General features: G+C 40.4%; 15 protein-coding genes. 9 read left to right on the forward strand and 6 right to left on the reverse strand.

From position 1 onward, the window contains the following. Window positions 1-42 precede the first annotated feature (42 nt). The gene (locus AB3G38_RS23765; protein ID WP_367866180.1) at window positions 43-651 is read right to left on the reverse strand and encodes a chemotaxis protein CheB; all 609 of its coding nucleotides are present in this window, start codon (window positions 649-651) and stop codon (window positions 43-45) included. Window positions 652-813: 162 nt separating this feature from the next. On the opposite strand from AB3G38_RS23765, the gene AB3G38_RS23770 reads away from it, so the two are divergent. The 3 genes from AB3G38_RS23770 (at window position 814) to AB3G38_RS23780 (ending at window position 3,298) form a co-directional block, all read left to right on the forward strand. Next, window positions 814-1,428 (forward strand): RNA polymerase sigma factor, encoded by a 615-nt coding sequence (locus AB3G38_RS23770; RefSeq protein ID WP_367866181.1) that lies wholly within the window; start codon window positions 814-816, stop codon window positions 1,426-1,428. Window positions 1,429-1,521: 93 nt separating this feature from the next. Then, window positions 1,522-2,550, forward strand: a complete 1,029-nt coding sequence (locus AB3G38_RS23775) for a FecR family protein (RefSeq protein ID WP_367866182.1) — start codon at window positions 1,522-1,524, stop codon at window positions 2,548-2,550. 16 nt (window positions 2,551-2,566) lie between these two features. Further along, the gene (locus AB3G38_RS23780) at window positions 2,567-3,298 is read left to right on the forward strand and encodes a M949_RS01915 family surface polysaccharide biosynthesis protein (protein WP_367866183.1); all 732 of its coding nucleotides are present in this window, start codon (window positions 2,567-2,569) and stop codon (window positions 3,296-3,298) included. Window positions 3,299-3,355: 57 nt separating this feature from the next. On the opposite strand, the gene AB3G38_RS23785 is transcribed toward AB3G38_RS23780, so the two are convergent. Further along, window positions 3,356-3,562 carry a YtxH domain-containing protein gene (locus AB3G38_RS23785; protein ID WP_367866184.1) on the reverse strand — a complete coding sequence of 69 codons (207 nt, stop codon included), beginning with the start codon at window positions 3,560-3,562 and terminating at the stop codon, window positions 3,356-3,358. A 119-nt stretch (window positions 3,563-3,681) separates the two neighbouring features. Between AB3G38_RS23785 and AB3G38_RS23790 the strand changes: the two genes are divergently transcribed. Next, complete coding sequence (locus tag AB3G38_RS23790) at window positions 3,682-6,642, forward strand: VIT domain-containing protein (protein ID WP_367866185.1); 2,961 nt, start codon at window positions 3,682-3,684, stop codon at window positions 6,640-6,642. 85 nt (window positions 6,643-6,727) lie between these two features. On the opposite strand, the gene AB3G38_RS23795 is transcribed toward AB3G38_RS23790, so the two are convergent. From AB3G38_RS23795 to AB3G38_RS23805, 3 genes are all read right to left on the reverse strand, one after another. Further along, a complete protein-coding gene (locus tag AB3G38_RS23795; protein WP_367866186.1) occupies window positions 6,728-7,408 on the reverse strand; it encodes a type 1 glutamine amidotransferase domain-containing protein in 681 nt (226 codons plus the stop codon). Window positions 7,409-7,419: 11 nt separating this feature from the next. Then, a complete protein-coding gene (locus AB3G38_RS23800; RefSeq protein WP_367866187.1) occupies window positions 7,420-8,418 on the reverse strand; it encodes an NADP-dependent oxidoreductase in 999 nt (332 codons plus the stop codon). Between the two features lie 77 nt (window positions 8,419-8,495). Further along, window positions 8,496-8,933 (reverse strand): MarR family winged helix-turn-helix transcriptional regulator, encoded by a 438-nt coding sequence (locus tag AB3G38_RS23805; protein WP_367866188.1) that lies wholly within the window; start codon window positions 8,931-8,933, stop codon window positions 8,496-8,498. A 107-nt stretch (window positions 8,934-9,040) separates the two neighbouring features. Here AB3G38_RS23805 and AB3G38_RS23810 point away from each other — a divergent pair, with 107 nt between their 5' ends. After that, entirely contained in the window at window positions 9,041-9,589 is a 549-nt protein-coding gene (locus AB3G38_RS23810; RefSeq protein WP_367866189.1) for a hypothetical protein, read from the forward strand. Here the strand turns inward: AB3G38_RS23810 and AB3G38_RS23815 are convergent. Then, window positions 9,586-10,032, reverse strand: a complete 447-nt coding sequence (locus tag AB3G38_RS23815; RefSeq protein WP_367866190.1) for a DUF2059 domain-containing protein — start codon at window positions 10,030-10,032, stop codon at window positions 9,586-9,588. The two genes, AB3G38_RS23810 and AB3G38_RS23815, sit on opposite strands and share 4 nt — an antisense overlap. Before the next feature lie 220 nt (window positions 10,033-10,252). Between AB3G38_RS23815 and AB3G38_RS23820 the strand changes: the two genes are divergently transcribed. Genes AB3G38_RS23820 through AB3G38_RS23835 form a run of 4 tightly spaced genes read left to right on the forward strand, consistent with a single transcriptional unit; the run spans window position 10,253 to window position 17,552 of the window. Next, window positions 10,253-11,524, forward strand: coding sequence for a Gfo/Idh/MocA family oxidoreductase (locus tag AB3G38_RS23820; RefSeq protein ID WP_367866191.1), 1,272 nt, complete (start codon window positions 10,253-10,255; stop codon window positions 11,522-11,524). Window positions 11,525-11,567: 43 nt separating this feature from the next. Further along, entirely contained in the window at window positions 11,568-14,987 is a 3,420-nt protein-coding gene (locus AB3G38_RS23825) for a DUF1080 domain-containing protein (protein WP_367866192.1), read from the forward strand. Between the two features lie 7 nt (window positions 14,988-14,994). Next, entirely contained in the window at window positions 14,995-16,455 is a 1,461-nt protein-coding gene (locus AB3G38_RS23830) for a Gfo/Idh/MocA family protein (protein ID WP_367866193.1), read from the forward strand. A gap of 14 nt (window positions 16,456-16,469) precedes the next feature. Beyond that, complete coding sequence (locus AB3G38_RS23835; protein WP_367866194.1) at window positions 16,470-17,552, forward strand: Gfo/Idh/MocA family protein; 1,083 nt, start codon at window positions 16,470-16,472, stop codon at window positions 17,550-17,552. Window positions 17,553-17,619 lie beyond the last annotated feature (67 nt).

The raw sequence follows: 17,619 nt of genomic DNA on the forward strand, positions 1-17,619 counted from the left end.
ATTTTCCAGATTAGTCACCTATTCTGTTTGAGTTGGGAAATGTTATTGTCCCATTACATCACTATCCCCTTCTTCCTCTTTTTTTGCATAATCCTCTATGCATTTGGGCATGTCTTCAGGTGGTAGTACCTGGTCTGCTATGGTACCGGAGATTGCTGACAGTGGCATTTCTTTATAAGCAGCGGTAGCAGGATCCTGAATGATGACAATACCACCAGATTTTCTAATGATTTCAGCTCCTTTGGTCCCGTCATTTCCAGACCCGGACAAGATAATAACTATGGCTTTATTTCCTTGTTCTTTTGCTAAAGAAATAAAGAAATGATCAATCGTCATATGTGGCCCCGGCTTACCTTTTTTATTGGATAAATGAAGTCTGCCATCTTTGATCTGCATAAAATCTGAACTTGGTATCAGATATACTTTATTGGATTCAACCTGGACACCATGTGTTGCTTCTATGACCTGTAATTTACTATGTGTGCTGAGTATTTGCGCCATCTGACTTTTAAAGTTGGCGGAAAGATGCTGGATAACGATATAAGAGACTCCATCCAAAGGTGTATGGTCAAAAAATGCATAAATGGCATCAAGGCCACCTGCAGAAGCACCAATGGCTATAATATATTGCTTAGTGGAATTTATAGCCATAGTAGAAAATTATTAGGCAGAACACTATTTTGTATCCTCAAATGTAAACAATAATCGTGGTGGATTTTTTAATCATTTGTTATACCTGGCGGGTTTAAAACAATTTATTAATTTCATTTAACCAGTTTCTGAATAAATTTAGTATCATAGCAAAAAAAAGCCTTGACCATACAGCACCCTGAACATTCGGCATCAGCAAAGCAACACTGGTTGTTATTGAAAAATGGAAACGCAGCTGCACTGGAGTCTTTGTATAAACTGTATTCAAATTCTTTATACAATTATGGTTCAAAGTTTAGCCTGGATAAAGACCTGATCAAAGAGTGTATACAGGAGTTGTTTGTAAATATCTGGACCAGGAGAGATTTTATCAGCAATCCCGCTGATGTCAAAAATTATCTCTTTAAATCTTTCAGACTTTCTGTTTTTAAAAAGATAAGTGTTCTTCAAAAATACCAGGCGTACGAGGAAACAGAAGACTATCCCTTTTCTATTACGTTGAGTATTGAAGATATGATTGTAGAGGGGGAGAAAAAAGAAGAGCTTAAAAAAAGATTGGAACCTGCTTTACAAAAACTTACCGACAGACAAAAAGAGGCTGTTTTTTTGAAATTTTATGAGCATCTGTCTTACGATGAAATTGCCGGGGTAATGGGGATTTCAGTAAAGGCGGCTTATAAGCTAATGGCCAGGTCACTCGGATTTTTAAGAGAAAACCTATCAAAAGATGAATTCTTGATTTTATTGTCCTTATTTTATATGAAATTATTTAACTGATAATCAGTTGCTTAATTGTTTTTTTTAATAAAAATGCACCTAACGTGGGGTGAAAAATGAGCTATCGGGCTAATAGGACTGAAAACCTGGATTATGAAGCAATCAAAGAAAATTAATACCTATCAACTTGAAGATTTTATAGATGATCCGAAGTTTATTTCATGGGTTACTTTACCGGATGAGGCACTGAACTTATTCTGGCGGCAGGTGCAGCATGAATATCCTGAAACCAAGCCATTAATCCGGGATGCCAGGGATATTATTTTATCTATGCGTATTCAAAGTGAAAGCATGCACTTGAATGAACAGCAATTGCTTTGGAAAAGTATTGAATTGCAAATCAAAGCTAATCCTGAAAAGCAGCGCAAATCTTTTTCTCTTTGGTTTGGTGCAGCAGCTGCGGTATTGCTGATCGGGATGATTGCTATCTTATCATTATTCTATGATGCGAAGTATCAAAAACAGGAAATCACTACGATGTACGGACAGATCAGAACTTTTGTTTTGCCCGATGGTACTGTCGTTACGCTCAATGCCAATTCTAAATTACAATATCCCAAAAACTGGGACAAGACAGCTATCCGGGAAGTATGGATAGAAGGGGAGGCCTTCTTTAAGGTTAACCATTTGCATCAGTCGGGAATCATAAAGGATGCTGAAAAGTTTATTGTGCATGCTGAAAAGCTTAATGTGGAGGTACTGGGTACTTCTTTTAATGTCAATAACAGAAGAAATCTGGTTAAAGTAGCTTTGCTGACGGGAAAAGTCAGACTTGGGGTAGAGGGGGTGCGGAGTTCAGAAATCAATCTCCGGCCGGGGGAAATGGGTGAATACCAGGGACGTAAAACCGCGCTGGTGAAAACTAAAGTACAGACATCAGATATTGCAGCCTGGAAAAGTGGAGAATTGCATTTTGACAATATGCCGCTTTCCAAAGTTTTAATACTGATTGAAGATAACTATGGTTATCAGGCTGTTTTAAAAGATAAATCAATTGGCGATAAAAGACTTTCAGGTACTTTCTCTGTGAGCTCGGAAGATGCACTATTCAAAGCGATAGCAATCTCTCTGGGGATATCGATAGAAAAGGATGAATTGAATCATCAGTTGATTATTAAATAGATTAGCTTTACTGTTTATGAACAGACCGTTTTCTTCATCTTTGAGCATTGCCTTGCTTGTCAATGTTGTTTTAGCATTGACCGTTTTATTGTTTTCTTGCAGTCATCCAAAAAATGCTGAAAATAACAACAATGTTGCTGCTGCCAGGAGCGATAGTTCTGGTCTTGATCCTGGTCAGACAGCATCGGTTAAAATTAAAAGTGATACGCTGAAAACTACGGCATTGCCTGCCACCATAACTTACAGGGGGAAACCAGTTAAGCTCATGAGCTGGAAGGATAAGCTAGGAGAAAACCTTTTGCTGCTAACCGAAACAGGGGAATTTGCTTCGGCAGATTCGGCTGAATATGAGGATAACAGAGATTCGGAATTACATGTTTATCATTACGTGAAAACTGGTGAACAGTGGAATAAGATGGCCACTGTTAATGATCAGATCAGTTCATGTCCGGTAGATATTGTAACCAGGTTTATTCCGGGTGCTTTGTTTATTACCGACCTGAATAGTGATGGAATTGCCGAATGTACGTTCGCTTATCATTTAACGTGTACAGGCGGTGTTGACAATAAAGTAATGAAATTGATTATGCTGGAGCATAAAAATAAATATGTGATCAGAGGGACGACTTCAGTAAATATCGGGGAGGAAATTCCAGGGACAATGAAATATAAAGCAGGGATCCCTGAGCATTTTAAAGTTTTTATGATCGCCAAATGGAAAGCGTTTGAAAGAGAGCACTATAACTAATAAAAAATGGCCGGAAGAAATTCCGGCCATGCTTACTCTATTGAGCACAATTTTTATTTAGGGTTTGACTTCTGTATAAGGGTCAAGCTCTGCATTGTATTTCTGTTCTATATCTTCTTTAAAGCGTTTTGCTTTATCAACCCATTCAGGAGCTTTGTCCTGAAGATCGTCAACTATAGATCTGCCAAAGGCATCTTTTTTTGTTATATATTTAATTGCACCGTAAACTGCGGCTCCAATTAACGCTGTTTTTAATAATCCCATTCCTTTTAATTTGTTGATATACCTAATTAACAGTATACTATCAGAAATGTTTAAAAAAATATATTCTATACTTTCTGTTATGGAATAGCTGCCTTATCCGCATCTGAATAAAAAACTACATGATGAAACGATCTATTTTTCAGCCCCTTTTCCTGTTATTATTACTTTTTATAATACAAATTTCTGCGGGTTATGCGCAAACTCCTCAGCTTAAAGTTTTAGGAATAACAGATCCCGCTGTGCAAAAAGCAGTCAGCCTGAAATCAATGCATATTGAAGTACAGGTTTACGGGAACATTGCAACTACAGTAATGACGATGTCATTTGTAAATACCAGTTCCCGCACATTGGAAGGAGAATTGACCTTTCCAATGCCTGAAGGGGTGAGTATAAGCGGATACGCACTGGATATCAATGGTAAAATGCGGGAAGCAGTACCTGTAGAAAAGGCGCGGGCAACAGAAGTTTTTGAAAGTGTGGAGCATCGGAGGGTCGATCCCGGATTACTGGAAAAGGTGGAAGGAAATAATTTCCGTACCCGTATTTATCCTTTTCCTGCTGGTGGTTCCAGAACAGTGAAAATCAGTTATGAAGAAGAGCTCCATTTTTCTCCTGCGCAGCAACTGAGTTATCATTTGCCATTGGACTATCAAAAGGCAGTTCCTGAATTCTCGTTGAAAGTGAGCGTATTGGAAAGTACAGAGGTACCTTCCTTGGCCGAACGGCCCGATGGCAGCTTTAGTTTTCAACGTAAAGACAAAGCTTATATCGCGCAGCTGGAGCGAAAGAATTTTCTTCCTGCACATGGATTGCTTATTCAGCTGCCTGTTACAGAGAGTCCGGTGAACGCATTAATGCAAAAAGCCGGGCAGAGCTACTATTTTCTGGCCAATGTGATCGTCAATGCACCATCGCGCCCCCATCTTTGGAACAATCATATCGGGTTGATCTGGGATATATCTTTAAGTGGGCTGCAAAGAGATCAGGCGAAAGAACTGGCTTTACTGGATGCATTGATCAAAGAAAAAAAGAACCTGACTATAGCACTGGGTTTATTGAATCATACTTTCAAAAAAGGAGGTGTGTTTGTCATCAGAGATGGGAACTGGAAAGAATTGAGAGAGAAACTGACACATCTGGTTTATGATGGCGGTACTGATTACAGTCAAATCAATTCAGGATTGCTTAAAGCGGATGAGTATTTGTTTTTTACAGATGGGTTCTCTGGTTTTGGTCATGCTGTAGTATCGATCACTAAGCCTGTGTATACAATTAATTCTTCTTTACGTGCTGATTTTAGCTTAATGAAAAATATAAGTGCCAAAACCGGCGGACAGTTTATTAATCTGAATGTACAATCTGCAGAAGCTGCTTATGGACAAATGGCGAAAGATGACATGCAATTTATAGGAATCAAAAATAATCCCGGAATCAGTGAGTTGTATCCCGCTTTGCCAGTGCGTGTAAATGGTTATCTGAGTGTAACTGGTATAGCAGCTTCGGGAGCTGAAGACCTGACGCTGCAATTTGGTTATGGTAAAGACGTAACATTGGAGCGTAAAGTAAAGTTGAATGCGGCCGGACAAAATGCCGGGGTGATTGAAGTGAGCAAGATCTGGGCACAGCAAAAGCTTTCAGCTATGGATGTAAATTATGCACAGCATAAAGAAGAAATCAGTGCACTGGGACAGCAGTTTGGAATAGTGACCAGGAATACCAGCCTGTTGGTCCTGGAATCGGTGGGTGATTATATCAGGTACGGAATTGAGCCTCCTGCCGAATTAAGAGCAGCGTATGATCGGGGAATGAAAGGCAGGGTACAGGAAAAAGAAAACCGGAAAGAAGGTTTGATGAAAGAAGCTATTGCCATGGCTGCAGAATTAAAAACATGGTGGAACAAAGTTTTTAAACCGGAGAAGTTTTTTCCTAAACCTGAAAAGAGAGCAGTCGCTGGTGATCCTGTAGTTGTGTCTGATCAATCTACCCCTGCATTACAGGAACGGGTTTCGGAAATAAGAGTTCGGGGGATGAATGCCCCGCATAGACAGAACAGAACTGAATCCAGCCAGATGTTAGCTGAAACTGTAGTGAGTTCACCTTTAGCGGTAAGTAAACTAAGTAAGCATGCTCCGGGTGATATTGCAGGCAGAGCGCCGGCAGAACAACCTGTTATTATTGTTCCAGAATTCAAAAGTGATAAGGAGTATATGAAAAAGATAAGTGGCAGCGCGGATGAGGCTTATCAACAATATCTTTCTATTAGAAAAGAATATCAAACTACACCTTCATTCTATCTGGATATTTCAAACTGGTTTCAGCAGCATCAGGACACTGACAGGGCATTGATGATTTTGAGTAACCTGACTGAACTGGATTTGGAGAATGCCGAAATTTATAAAACTTTAACCTATAAACTAAGAGAAACAGGCAACGTACAAGCGGAATTATTTACCAGCCATAAAGTTTTGGAATGGCGGCCTATGGATGCGCAAAGTTATCGCGATTATGCACTGGCACTGGCCGATTGTGGTTATCAGCAGCGTGCACTGGATACTTTATATACGGTACTGAACCAAAGCTACAGTATGGATAATGCCAACCGCGATCATGGAATTGAAGAGATTATTTTAGCGGAAATCAATAACCTGATCTTTCTTCACCCAGGAAAGCTGAATACAGGAAAAATAGACAAAAGGATTATTTTTAATTTACCGGTTGAGGTGAGAGTGGTCATGAACTGGAACAAAAAAGATACAGATATAGATCTCTGGGTAACAGATCCTAATGGTGAAAAGTGTTTTTACAATAATAACCGGACTAAAGCGGGGGGAAGATTAAGTGATGACTTTACCAGCGGGTACGGGCCTGAGCAGTTTATGATTAAAAAAGCAATTAAGGGTACCTATAAAATTGAAGTAAATTATTATGGTGACAACCAGTTAAGTATCAGTGGACCTACCACAATCATGGCTGAGATTTATACGAATTACGGAAATGCAAACCAAAAGCGTAAGCTCATTGCATTACAGTTATCAGCTGAGCAAAAGGGAGGTGTATTTATTGGAGAATTTACTTTTTAGTACGGATGGTAAGCGAATCCGGCTAATTAAAGCATACCGTCTGCTGAGTGAAAGCAGGCGGTATGTTTATGATCGTTGAACTTAATTAGCTTTTCAAAGCTTTTAACAATTCTAAAGCGGCTTCTTCTGAGGAACCTGGGTTCTGACCGGTAATTAATAAACCGTCTTTTTTGACATAAGAGCCCCAATCCGCACCTTTACTATAGCTTCCGCCCAATCTTTTTAATTCATCTTCTAACAGGAAAGGAACAACATCGGTCAGTTGAACAGCATCTTCTTCAGTATTTGAAAAACCTGTTACTTGTTTCCCTTTTACCAAAGGATCACCATTTTCATCCTTAACTTTGACTAATGCAGCTGGTGCATGACAAACCAGGGCAATTGGTTTTTGTTGCTGAAGGAAGGTTTCTATCAATTGAATAGAAGTGGTATCATTCGCAAGATCCCACATTGGCCCGTGACCTCCCGGATAAAATACAGCGTCATAATCAGCTGCATTGACTTCACTTAATTTTACGGTTTGTGCTAATCTGCCTTGCAACTCAGTATCTTTATCAAAACGATGCGTTGCTTCGGTTTGGAAATCAGGTAATTCACTTTTAGGGTCAATAGGTGGCTGACCACCTTTTGGAGATGCCAAAGTTAATTCAGCACCTGCATCTGCCAGTACATAATAAGGTGCTGCAAATTCTTCTACCCAAAAACCGGTTTTTTCACCTGTGTTACCTAACTCACTGTGTGAGGTTAATACAATTAAAACTTTCATAATATTTATCTTTAAATTTTTACCACCATTTTACCTTCATTCTTGCCTTCAAAAAGGTCCATAAACGCTGCTGGAATATTATTGAATCCATCTACAACAGTCTCGCTATACTTTAGTTTATCCTCTTTCAGCCAGCCTGCCAGCTGAGCAATTGCCTGCTGAGACTTAGCCGCAAATTCCGATACAATAAATCCACGCATCAATACACTTCTGGTCACCAGAACCGGTTGTAACCTTGGCCCTGTCTGTGCTTCGGTTGCATTGTATAAAGAGATGGCACCACATACAGGTACACGTGCAAATCTGTTCAGGTTCATCATCACAGCATCTGAAATCTCACCACCTACATTATCGAAGTAAATATCTACTCCATCGGGACATGCTGCCGCAATGGCTTCTTTCATATCTTTAGTCGTTTTGTAATTGATCGCTTCGTCAAAGCCAAAACGGTTCTTTAACAGTGCTGTTTTTTCATCAGTTCCAGCAATTCCAACTACCCGGAGGCCTAATATTTTACCAATCTGTCCAACAATACTTCCTACTGCACCAGCTGCTCCGGATACCACCAGTGTTTCACCTGCTTTAGGCTGGCCGATCTCTGTTAAACCCAGGTAAGCAGTTAAGCCTGTCATACCTAAAGCACCAAGGTAAGCACTCAGTGGAGCTGCTTCGGGGTCAACTTTTGAAAGCCCTTTTCCAGCAGAGACCTGAAATTCTTTCCAGGCTAAGCTGCCAGAAACAAAATCGCCTTTAACAAATCCACTATGGTTAGATTCAACAACCTCAGCAATAATGCCGGATTCTATAGGCTGGTGGAGTTGAAAGGGTGGAACATATGATTTTGAATCGTTCATCCTGCCTCTCAGATAAGGATCAACAGATACATATAGTGTTTTTAATAAAACTTCATTTTCACCCGGCACTGGCATAGGCTCAGTGTCAAATTTAAAGTTGCTGAGCTGAGGTTTACCAACAGGTCTGCTATTTAAAGTGATTACATTATTCATCATAACTGTATTAATTTAATTTTTATTCTCTTTTACACCACGGATTTATAATCCATGGATTCTATTTAGGTAAATTTTTTTTAAGGCCTCATTTTTTCTAAAAGGTCATTCAATAAATCTGCATTTTCTTCGCTAATACCAACAGAGATATTGTTTAAAATCTGCCTGCCTTGAATTCTTAGCTTTTCTCCGGCAGTGGTTAGTTTAACATAAACAACACGTTGGTCAGAAAGGTTTCGCTCTTTTTGAATTAGTCCTTTTTCCATTAATTTATTTAACAATCGGGATACATTTGGCATCCGGTCAATTAAACGGTCTTTGATTAAATTAACAGTTGCCGTATGTTCTGGCTGTCCATTCAGGATACTCAGCACATTAAATTGCTGCAAAGACAGTCCGGTTGGTTTTAATGAAACAGAGATTTTGTTTAAAATCCAGTTCGCCGTGAAGATAATATTGGTGCTCACTCTTTGCTGAGCATTTAAAAACTGATGTTGTAATTCATCTTCGATCTTCATGAAACAAATATATGTACCATGGATGATACTTTCGCTAAAAATAGCTGTTTTTTACATTGTATTGATGTTTGATGGACATCAAATCAGTAATTTTAATTAGCAAATTGATGGATTGGAAAATGAGCCAAAATGATTTAATTCTTGATTATGATGGAAATAACGTATGTATTACGATTAAAAGCAAGGTGAATTTGACGCACCGTATTTTTTTAATCAGTGGTAACCTGTCTTTTCTGGGAATGTCGGTTCTTGCTATTATTTTCCGGATGCCGGCGGTTGCTTTTGCAGCCATCCTGTTATTAGCCTTTTTTTTAAGGTATAGTTTGTGGAAGCTTTATGGCAAAGAGCGATTGACGATCAATAAAAGACTGGTTACTTATAGCAACAGCTGTCTTTTCTTTAAAACTGATTTACAAACCAGGCAGGTTGGTAAAAAAATAACAGTAATTCCATATGAGCTATATGGTCAGCGGTCACCGAAAATGGTGAATGTGGTCTTTGAAACCTGTAATGTCAACAATGTACCTGAAAATGTTTATGAATTTTCTCTGCCTGTCCGGGCAGAGCAGGCAGAGATGATTAGTTATATGCTCAGTCTTTTATATTTAAATAAAGTGAATTTCGATTTTAACAAGACTAAGCTCTGCCTGAATTAGTTTCCTTTTTCTGCGAGCTTTTTAGCGAATTCCTCCCCGATTTTCTGACCCCAGAGTTGTCCCGCCTGCATGGATTCTTGTGTAATGGCAGGAGTCTTTTCTGCAAATTTCCTGCCTGTTGGCGTTTCATAAAATGCATTCATGTTATTGATGTCTTCCAATGATAAATGTTTTTGGTAAACTGGTAAAAGCAGGTCTAAAAGTTCTTCAATTCCGATTTTGTGAAAAGATGCGCCAAGTCCATCCCAGATCTCTTGTTTTATTTCTGGTCTCTGTGCTTTATAAGAGCTGATCATCTGATCAATTACAACCTTAAAAGTTTGCTCAGATCCGTTGGCGATCATCATCTTTTTGAAACTCTCTCTGTATGCAGCTTTGTCCTGGCTAAATGTTAAAGTAGCGGTCAGTAAGCTGAACGCGAATAAAAGTATGATTTTCTTCATATCGTTGTTTTTTGGTGCAATATTAAAGAAAATAACGGTTAATTGGTGCTTTAACTTACTGTTAACAATTTGCTTTTTATCAACAATAATACATCGGTTTTTCGGTAATAATATTATATTTGGAATAAGAGAGAAGCTGTTTTTAAGGTTGGTGGGGAACGTATTAAAATAAAAAAACTGAACAATCAATATATATGATACCTAACCAAATAATATATATATGCAACCTGAAGAACCAAATTCAAGAAGAAACTTCATTAAAAAAACGGCTGTGGGACTTGCCGTATTCTCTATTGTCCCGAGATACGTCCTTGGTGGAAATGGATTTATAGCCCCAAGTGACAAACTAACTAAAGCTGTTATTGGTGTCGGCGGAATGGGCCGCAATCATTTTCCTTATGATGGTACGCAAGTAGTTGCAATTTGTGATGTAGATCAAAGACATCTGGCGCTGTCTTTGCCGATGCTGGACAAAGGCGTGAAAACTTTTAGTGATTACAGAGAGCTGATCAAACTTCCTGAAGTGGATATTGTACATATTGCTACCCCTCCGCACTGGCATGGTATCATGTCTGTAGATGCAGTAAATGCCGGTAAAGATGTTTGGTGTGAAAAGCCGATGACCCATAGTATAGGCGAAGGAAAAAGGGTAATGGAAGCCGTTCAGCAGCATGGCAGGATTTTCCGCCTGAATACCTGGTTCCGTTTTAAAGATGATTTTTATGGAATGAAAACCCCTGTAAAACCGATTAAGAAATTGGTTGATAGTGGGCTGCTGGGCTGGCCTTTAAAAGTTACGGTAAGTAAGCATACCGGTTTTGACTGGAAGTTTTACTGGGTAGGAAAAGATAATTTACCTGTTGAGCCTGTACCCGCAGAACTGGATTATGAAGCCTGGCTGGGGCCTGCACCATACAAGCCTTATAGTACGCATCGTGTACATCAGACTTTTCGTGGGTACTGGGATTATGATGGGGGTGGATTAAGTGATATGGGACAGCATTATATTGATCCTATTCAGTATTTTCTGGGTAAAGACGATACAAGTCCGGTATCGGTTGAAATAGACGCACCACAACAGCATACAGATGCAGTTGGGACCTGGCGCAGAATTACTTATACTTATGCAGATGGTTGCCAGATTATTCTGGATGGGGAAGGGAAAGATACAAATGTACCCTATATTGAAGGGCCAAAGGGGAAACTCTATCCTGGGTTTAAATCAGATATTCCTGATCTGGAAAGGAAACTGGCAAGTTTCCCTGATCCTGCACCACAGTTAACTGATTTCACACAAGCGGTTAAAACCAGGCAGCAATTTGCCTTAAATGAGCAGAATGGTCACCGGTCTTGTAATATCATCAATATAGGATTGATCGCTTTACGTTTAGGGCGTTCTCTGAAGTTTGATCCCGTAAAACAGGTATTTATAGATGATGATGCAGCGAACAGGTTAATCAACCCGGTTTTACGTGCACCATGGACTATTTAAATCATTCATTTTTCTATTTAAAACCCGCTAATTATTCTGGCTCATGATAAAAAAGATATTTTTTATACTGCTGGCTGTTGCCCTGTTACAAAACAATGCTTTTGCCCAGGTAAAAACCGACCAGCGTACTATAACAACCCGAATCGCAGATTTATATGCGCAGTTACCAGCTCAGAATGCTGAACTGTTAAACGCCGGGATGCAGGAAATCTCCAATATGGGAGAAGATGGCTATGCAACGATGATCAGTGGAATGGCTGTCCAGGGAAAAGGCAATAATGCTTTATTGGAATATGCGGTTGGCGGTTACTCTGCTTATGCGAGCAAAACCGGCCGTGAAAGCGCAAAAAAGATGAGTATTAATGCTTATTGCAAGGCTTTAACCAAATTAGCTGATGTTAAAAATAAAGCCTTTATCATTAGTCAGCTGGAAATAGTTGGAGATGATAGTGCAATTTCATGTTTACAAGGGTTTCTGAGCGACAATCAGCTTTCAGATCCAGCGTCAAGAGCTTTGGTGAAAATCAATTCTCCAGCCTCGAAAAGCGCCCTGTTAGCTGGTTTAGCGAAAGCTACCGGGCCTTCACAACTAGCTATTGTGAATGCCTTAGGGGATAGCCGTTTTAAAGGTGCAGCTGATGCTATCCATAAGCTTACTGGTGATGCCCAGCCAGAATTAAAAAAAATAGCTTTGTATGCACTGGCTAACATTGCTGATCCTTCGTCGGCAAAAATAATGACAGATGCAGCAGCGCAAAGTGGTTTTCAATATGAAAATACGAATGCGACTGCCGCTGCACTGCTTTATGCGGAAAACCTGTTAAGAGATGGAAATAATACCTTATCTGGTCAGTTAGCGGAATCTTTTTTGAAACAAGCATCGGCAGATCATCAGGTTGGTATTCGCTCTGCAGCGCTTAAGCTGTTGACAGACAGTCGTAAAGATCAGGCTTCAACTATTTTAATTGAGGCGGTTGGTGACAAAAACAGTCAATACCGTGCAGCGGCATTAAAATTTGCTGCACCCTATTTAAATCCAGCATCTGCAGCCCTCTGGATCAATAAACTGGACAAATCTGATGCGGTTACGAAAGCAGAAATCATCCATATGCTTGGCGCAAATGACGCGAAAGATGCTTTACCTGCGATCCTAAAGTTATTGAATAGCAATGATCAGCCAGTTAGCTATGCGGCTATTAATGCGGCGGCTCATATAGGTCAGAGCCAGGTGCTGAATAATTTACTCCAGGTAATGCGTAAAAGTGATGCGGCCAGAGCAACTGTGGTTGCTGATGCCATCAAAAGAATGAAAGGGGATGGGATTACCTCACAATTAGCACAATATATAGCAAAGTCAAATCCTGCAATGCAGATTGCTTTGGTTGATCTGCTGGCATCGCGTGCAGCAAACGATCAGCTGAATACAATATATGGTTTGCTGAAAAGTAAGCATCCGGAAGTCAGAAAGGCTGCTTTTACGGCCTTAAAATCAGTAGTGACCAGTGCTGATTTGCCTCAATTATTTACCTTGTTAAATGAAAATTCTGATCCGGCGGCATTAATCAGCCTGCAAGATGCAATTATTGCGGCTAATCGGGGAACGGCAAATAAAGCTGAGCAAACAGCTCAGTTATTGCAGCAAATGGACAAAGTTTCTGCTGATAAAAAGCCTCTTTTTTATAAAATGCTGGCAAGCTCAGGTGGGAATAAAGGTTTGGAAGCAGTTCAAAATGGATTTAATACAGGGGATGAGCAGCAGCAAAAATCTGCAATCGCTGCCCTGGCTTTCTGGGTTGATGGGGAAGCTGCCAGACCACTGATCCGGATTGCCAGAGAAACTAAAAATACTGATCAGGTGAACCAGGCAATTGATGGTTACCTGGCTTTGATCAGGAAGGGTGACTATCCTGCCGAACAACGACTATTGTTATTACGTGAAGCAATGACGCTGGCAAAAACACCTGCACAGCAACAACAGATTTTAAAAGATGCAGCAAACGCTAAATGCTTTAATTCATTAGTTTTTGCTGGTAAATACCTGGATGACCCTGCACTTGCGGCAACTGCTGCCACTGCAGTAATGAATATTGCATTGGCTGATAAGTCTTATCATGGAGCTTTGGTAAGAAATTTACTGGATAAAACAATCGCATCGTTAAAAGGGGCGGATGGTGAATATCAAAAGCAGGCGATACGTAAATATCTGGCAGAAATGCCACAGGGTGATGGCTTTGTATCCATGTTTAATGGGAAAGATCTGACTGGCTGGAAAGGTTTAGTAGAAGACCCGGTCAAAAGGTCTAAAATGGCTCCTGAGGATTTAGCTGCTGCACAGGAAAAGGCAAATGCCGAAATGCTGGATAGCTGGCATGTAGTTAATGGTGAATTACTGTTCATGAGCCATGGAAATAACCTGGCAACGCTTAAAAAGTATGGTGATTTTGAAATGCTGGTAGACTGGAAAATTATTGATGACCATAAACAAAAGGGTGATGCAGGAATTTATCTCCGCGGATCTCCTCAAGTACAGATTTGGGATAATGCGCGTGTAAAAGAGGGCGCACAAGTAGGTTCAGGTGGTTTATACAATAACCAGGTGAATGAAAGTAAACCTTTGAAGGTTGCTGATAATCAACTGGATGAGTGGAATACTTTCCGCATTTTAATGAAGGGGGATCGGGTAACGGTTTATCTGAATGGTGAACTGGTAACAGATAATGTAATTCTTGAAAATTACTGGGACAGAACGCTGCCAATCTTTGCAGAAGAGCAGATTGAGTTGCAGGCACATGGTTCTCCGGTGGCTTACCGTGATATTTATATCCGTGAAATCCCGCGCGCAAAACCTTTTGAATTAAGTGCAGCAGAAAAAAAAGAAGGTTTTAAAGTTTTATTTGATGGCACTAACATGCATAACTGGATGGGCAATACAACTGATTATGTGATTGAAGATGGAAATATTGCGATTCGTCCGAAGCCGGGAAAAGGTTCTGGTGGTAATCTGTTTACAAAACAGGAGTATAGTAATTTTGTATTCCGCTTTGAGTTTCAGCTCACTCCTGGTGCGAATAATGGACTGGGAATCAGAGCTCCGCTTGAAGGAGATGCAGCTTATGAAGGAATGGAACTGCAAATTTTAGACAACGATGCGCCAATCTATAAGGATTTGCATGCTTATCAATTTCATGGATCAATCTATGGTACTGTTGCTGCCAAAAGAGGATTCCTGAAACCAGTTGGAGAATGGAATTATGAAGAAGTAATTGTGAAAGGTCCCAAAGTTAAAGTGATTTTAAATGGTACGGCTATCTTAGACGCCGATATCACAGAAGCGAGGAAAAACGGTACTGTTGATGGACAGAAACATCCGGGATTAAGTCGTAATATCGGTCATATTGGTTTTTTAGGCCATGGTTCGCCGGTACAATTCAGAAATATAAGAATCAAAGATTTAGGTAAATAGTAAATTTATGATGGAAGAGCAAAAAGATTCAGCTGCTGATAATTCAAGAAGAAAATTTATTAAAAATTCTGCGATTGCAGCGGCAGCATTTATGATTGTACCCCGCCATGTTTTGGGAGGAAAGGGGTTTTTAGCACCTAGTGATCGTTTATTGGTTGCCGGGATTGGGGTTGGTGGAAAAGGAGAAAGTAACCTGAGCAATATCTATAAAGGAGGAAAAGCTGACATTGCCTTTCTCTGTGATGTAGATGACAGAAGAGCTGCAAATTCGGTAAAAAGCTTCCCTAAAGCGAAATATTACAAGGATTACCGTGAGATGCTGGATAAAGAAGGCAAAAATATTGATGGCGTAGTGGTTTCAACGCCAGATCATAACCATGCTATGATTGCTATGGCTGCCATGCAATCAGGAAAACACGTTTATGTAGAGAAGCCTCTGGCTCATGATATTTATGAAGCGCGTAAATTAACAGAAGCAGCGGCTCGTTACCGTGTAGTTACACAGATGGGCAACCAGGGCGCATCAGGAGACGGCGTCAGGCAGTTACAGGATTGGTGTGATGATGGTGTAATTGGAAAGGTGCATAATGTGTATTGCTGGACTGACCGTCCGATATGGCCACAGGGAATTCCCTGGCCTGCTGCGGGTGGTACGCCCATTCCCAAAGAACTGGACTGGGATCTTTGGTTAGGCAGTGCGCCCTATAAGCCTTACATCGATAAATTAGTTCCTTTTAACTGGCGGGGCTGGTGGGATTATGGAACCGGGGCAATCGGAGATATGGGTTGCCATTTGGTGGAACCGCCTTTCAGGGTATTGGGTTTGAGCACCCCGATTGATGTACAATGTAGTGTGGGAAGCATTTATGTAGATGAATTTAAACGTGGATATTTTCCGGATAGCTGCCCTCCTTCAAGTCATGTGATTATGACTTTTGAGAAAACTAAAAAAACGAAGGATGATTTGCAGATTCACTGGATGGATGGGGGAATTAAGCCTGCACGTCCACAGGAACTGGGAGCAAATGAGAGTTTTGGCGCAAACGGAGTTTTATTTGAAGGAACAAAAGGTAAAATGATGTGTGAAGTTTACGGTTCTAATCCAAGACTTTTACCCTTATCGCGCAATAATGAAGTCCATACCAGGCAAAAAATAGAAAGAGTGAAAGGTGGAGTGGATGGACATTATTGGCAATGGGTAGAGGCTGCTATTGCCGGATATGGCAAAATACAATTAAGTTCTCCTTTTGATATTGCGGGTCCTTTGACTGAAACGCTTTTAATTGCTAACCTGGCGATCAGGGGGGCTGAAATTCAGAAAGCTAAAGCTACCGGAACCGGATTTGATTATCCGGGAAGAGATATTAAATTGTTATGGGATAAGCAAAATCTCAGAGTGACGAATTTCGATGAGGTCAATCAATACATCAAAAGAGAATATCGTCAGGGATGGAGTTTAGGCGCTTAATTGAATAAGATACAATGACTTTAAATAAAAAGAACCTGCGGGTACTTGTCGTAGGATGCGGTAACATGGGGTCTTCCCATGCTACCGCTTACCATACTTTAGAAGGGTTTGAAATCTGCGGGCTGGTTTCCACAGGAAATAGTAAAGTAGTATTAAATGAACAGTTAGGGGGGAATTACCCGCTGTTTAGTGATTATGAGGAATCTTTGAAGGCCACCAGTCCGGATGCAGTCTGTATTTCTACTTATCCGGATACGCATGAGGCATTTGCAATTAAAGCCATGGAAAATGGGTGTCATGTTTTTATAGAAAAACCGCTGGCAGATTCTCTGGAAGGAGCGCAGCGGGTAGTTGATGCAGCTCAAAAATTTGGTAAGAAGTTATTGGTAGGGTATATTTTACGTTATCATCCTTCGTGGCAGAAGTTTATTGAATTGTCTTCGGCGCTGGGAAAACCACTAGTGATGCGTATGAATCTGAATCAGCAGAGCCAGGGCGCAAAATGGGCGGTACACCGTAACCTGATGAAGAGTTTAAGCCCTATAGTAGACTGTGGGGTACATTATATTGATGTGATGTGCCAGATGACCAGATCTAAACCTGTTCAGGTGAATGCTATCGGAGCCAGGCTGAGCAATGCTATCAGTGAAGATACTTATAACTATGGCCAGTTGCAGATTCGTTTCCAGGATGGTTCAATAGGCTGGTATGAGTCTGGATGGGGGCCTATGATGAGTGAAACTGCTTTTTTCATTAAGGATGTGATCGGGCCGAAAGGAGCAGTGTCAATTGTAGCAAAGGAAGCAGGTGGAGCAGGTGAATCAGCTTCTATAGCTGCGCATACCAAAACGGAATCCATCAAAGTACATGATGCGGAGCTGGATGATCAGGGTCGTTTTCTAAAGCAGGACAGGTGGATTGATCTCGCCGATGAACCAGATCATCAGGAGCTTTGTAACCGGGAACAACGTTATTTTCTAAAATCAATTTTGGAAAATATAGATTTAACGGAGCCTTCAAACGATGCGATCAATAGTTTGAGAATTGCATTTGCCTGCGATGAATCAGTCAAAACCGGGCAAACAGTTATACTTTAGTTGATCAGTGCTGTTGATATTTTTTACAATCCTGCTTAAGAGTGGAAAAATTATTCATTACAGCACT

Origin of the sequence: Pedobacter sp. WC2423 (genome assembly GCF_040822065.1) — a bacterium.
Classification (GTDB): domain Bacteria; phylum Bacteroidota; class Bacteroidia; order Sphingobacteriales; family Sphingobacteriaceae; genus Pedobacter.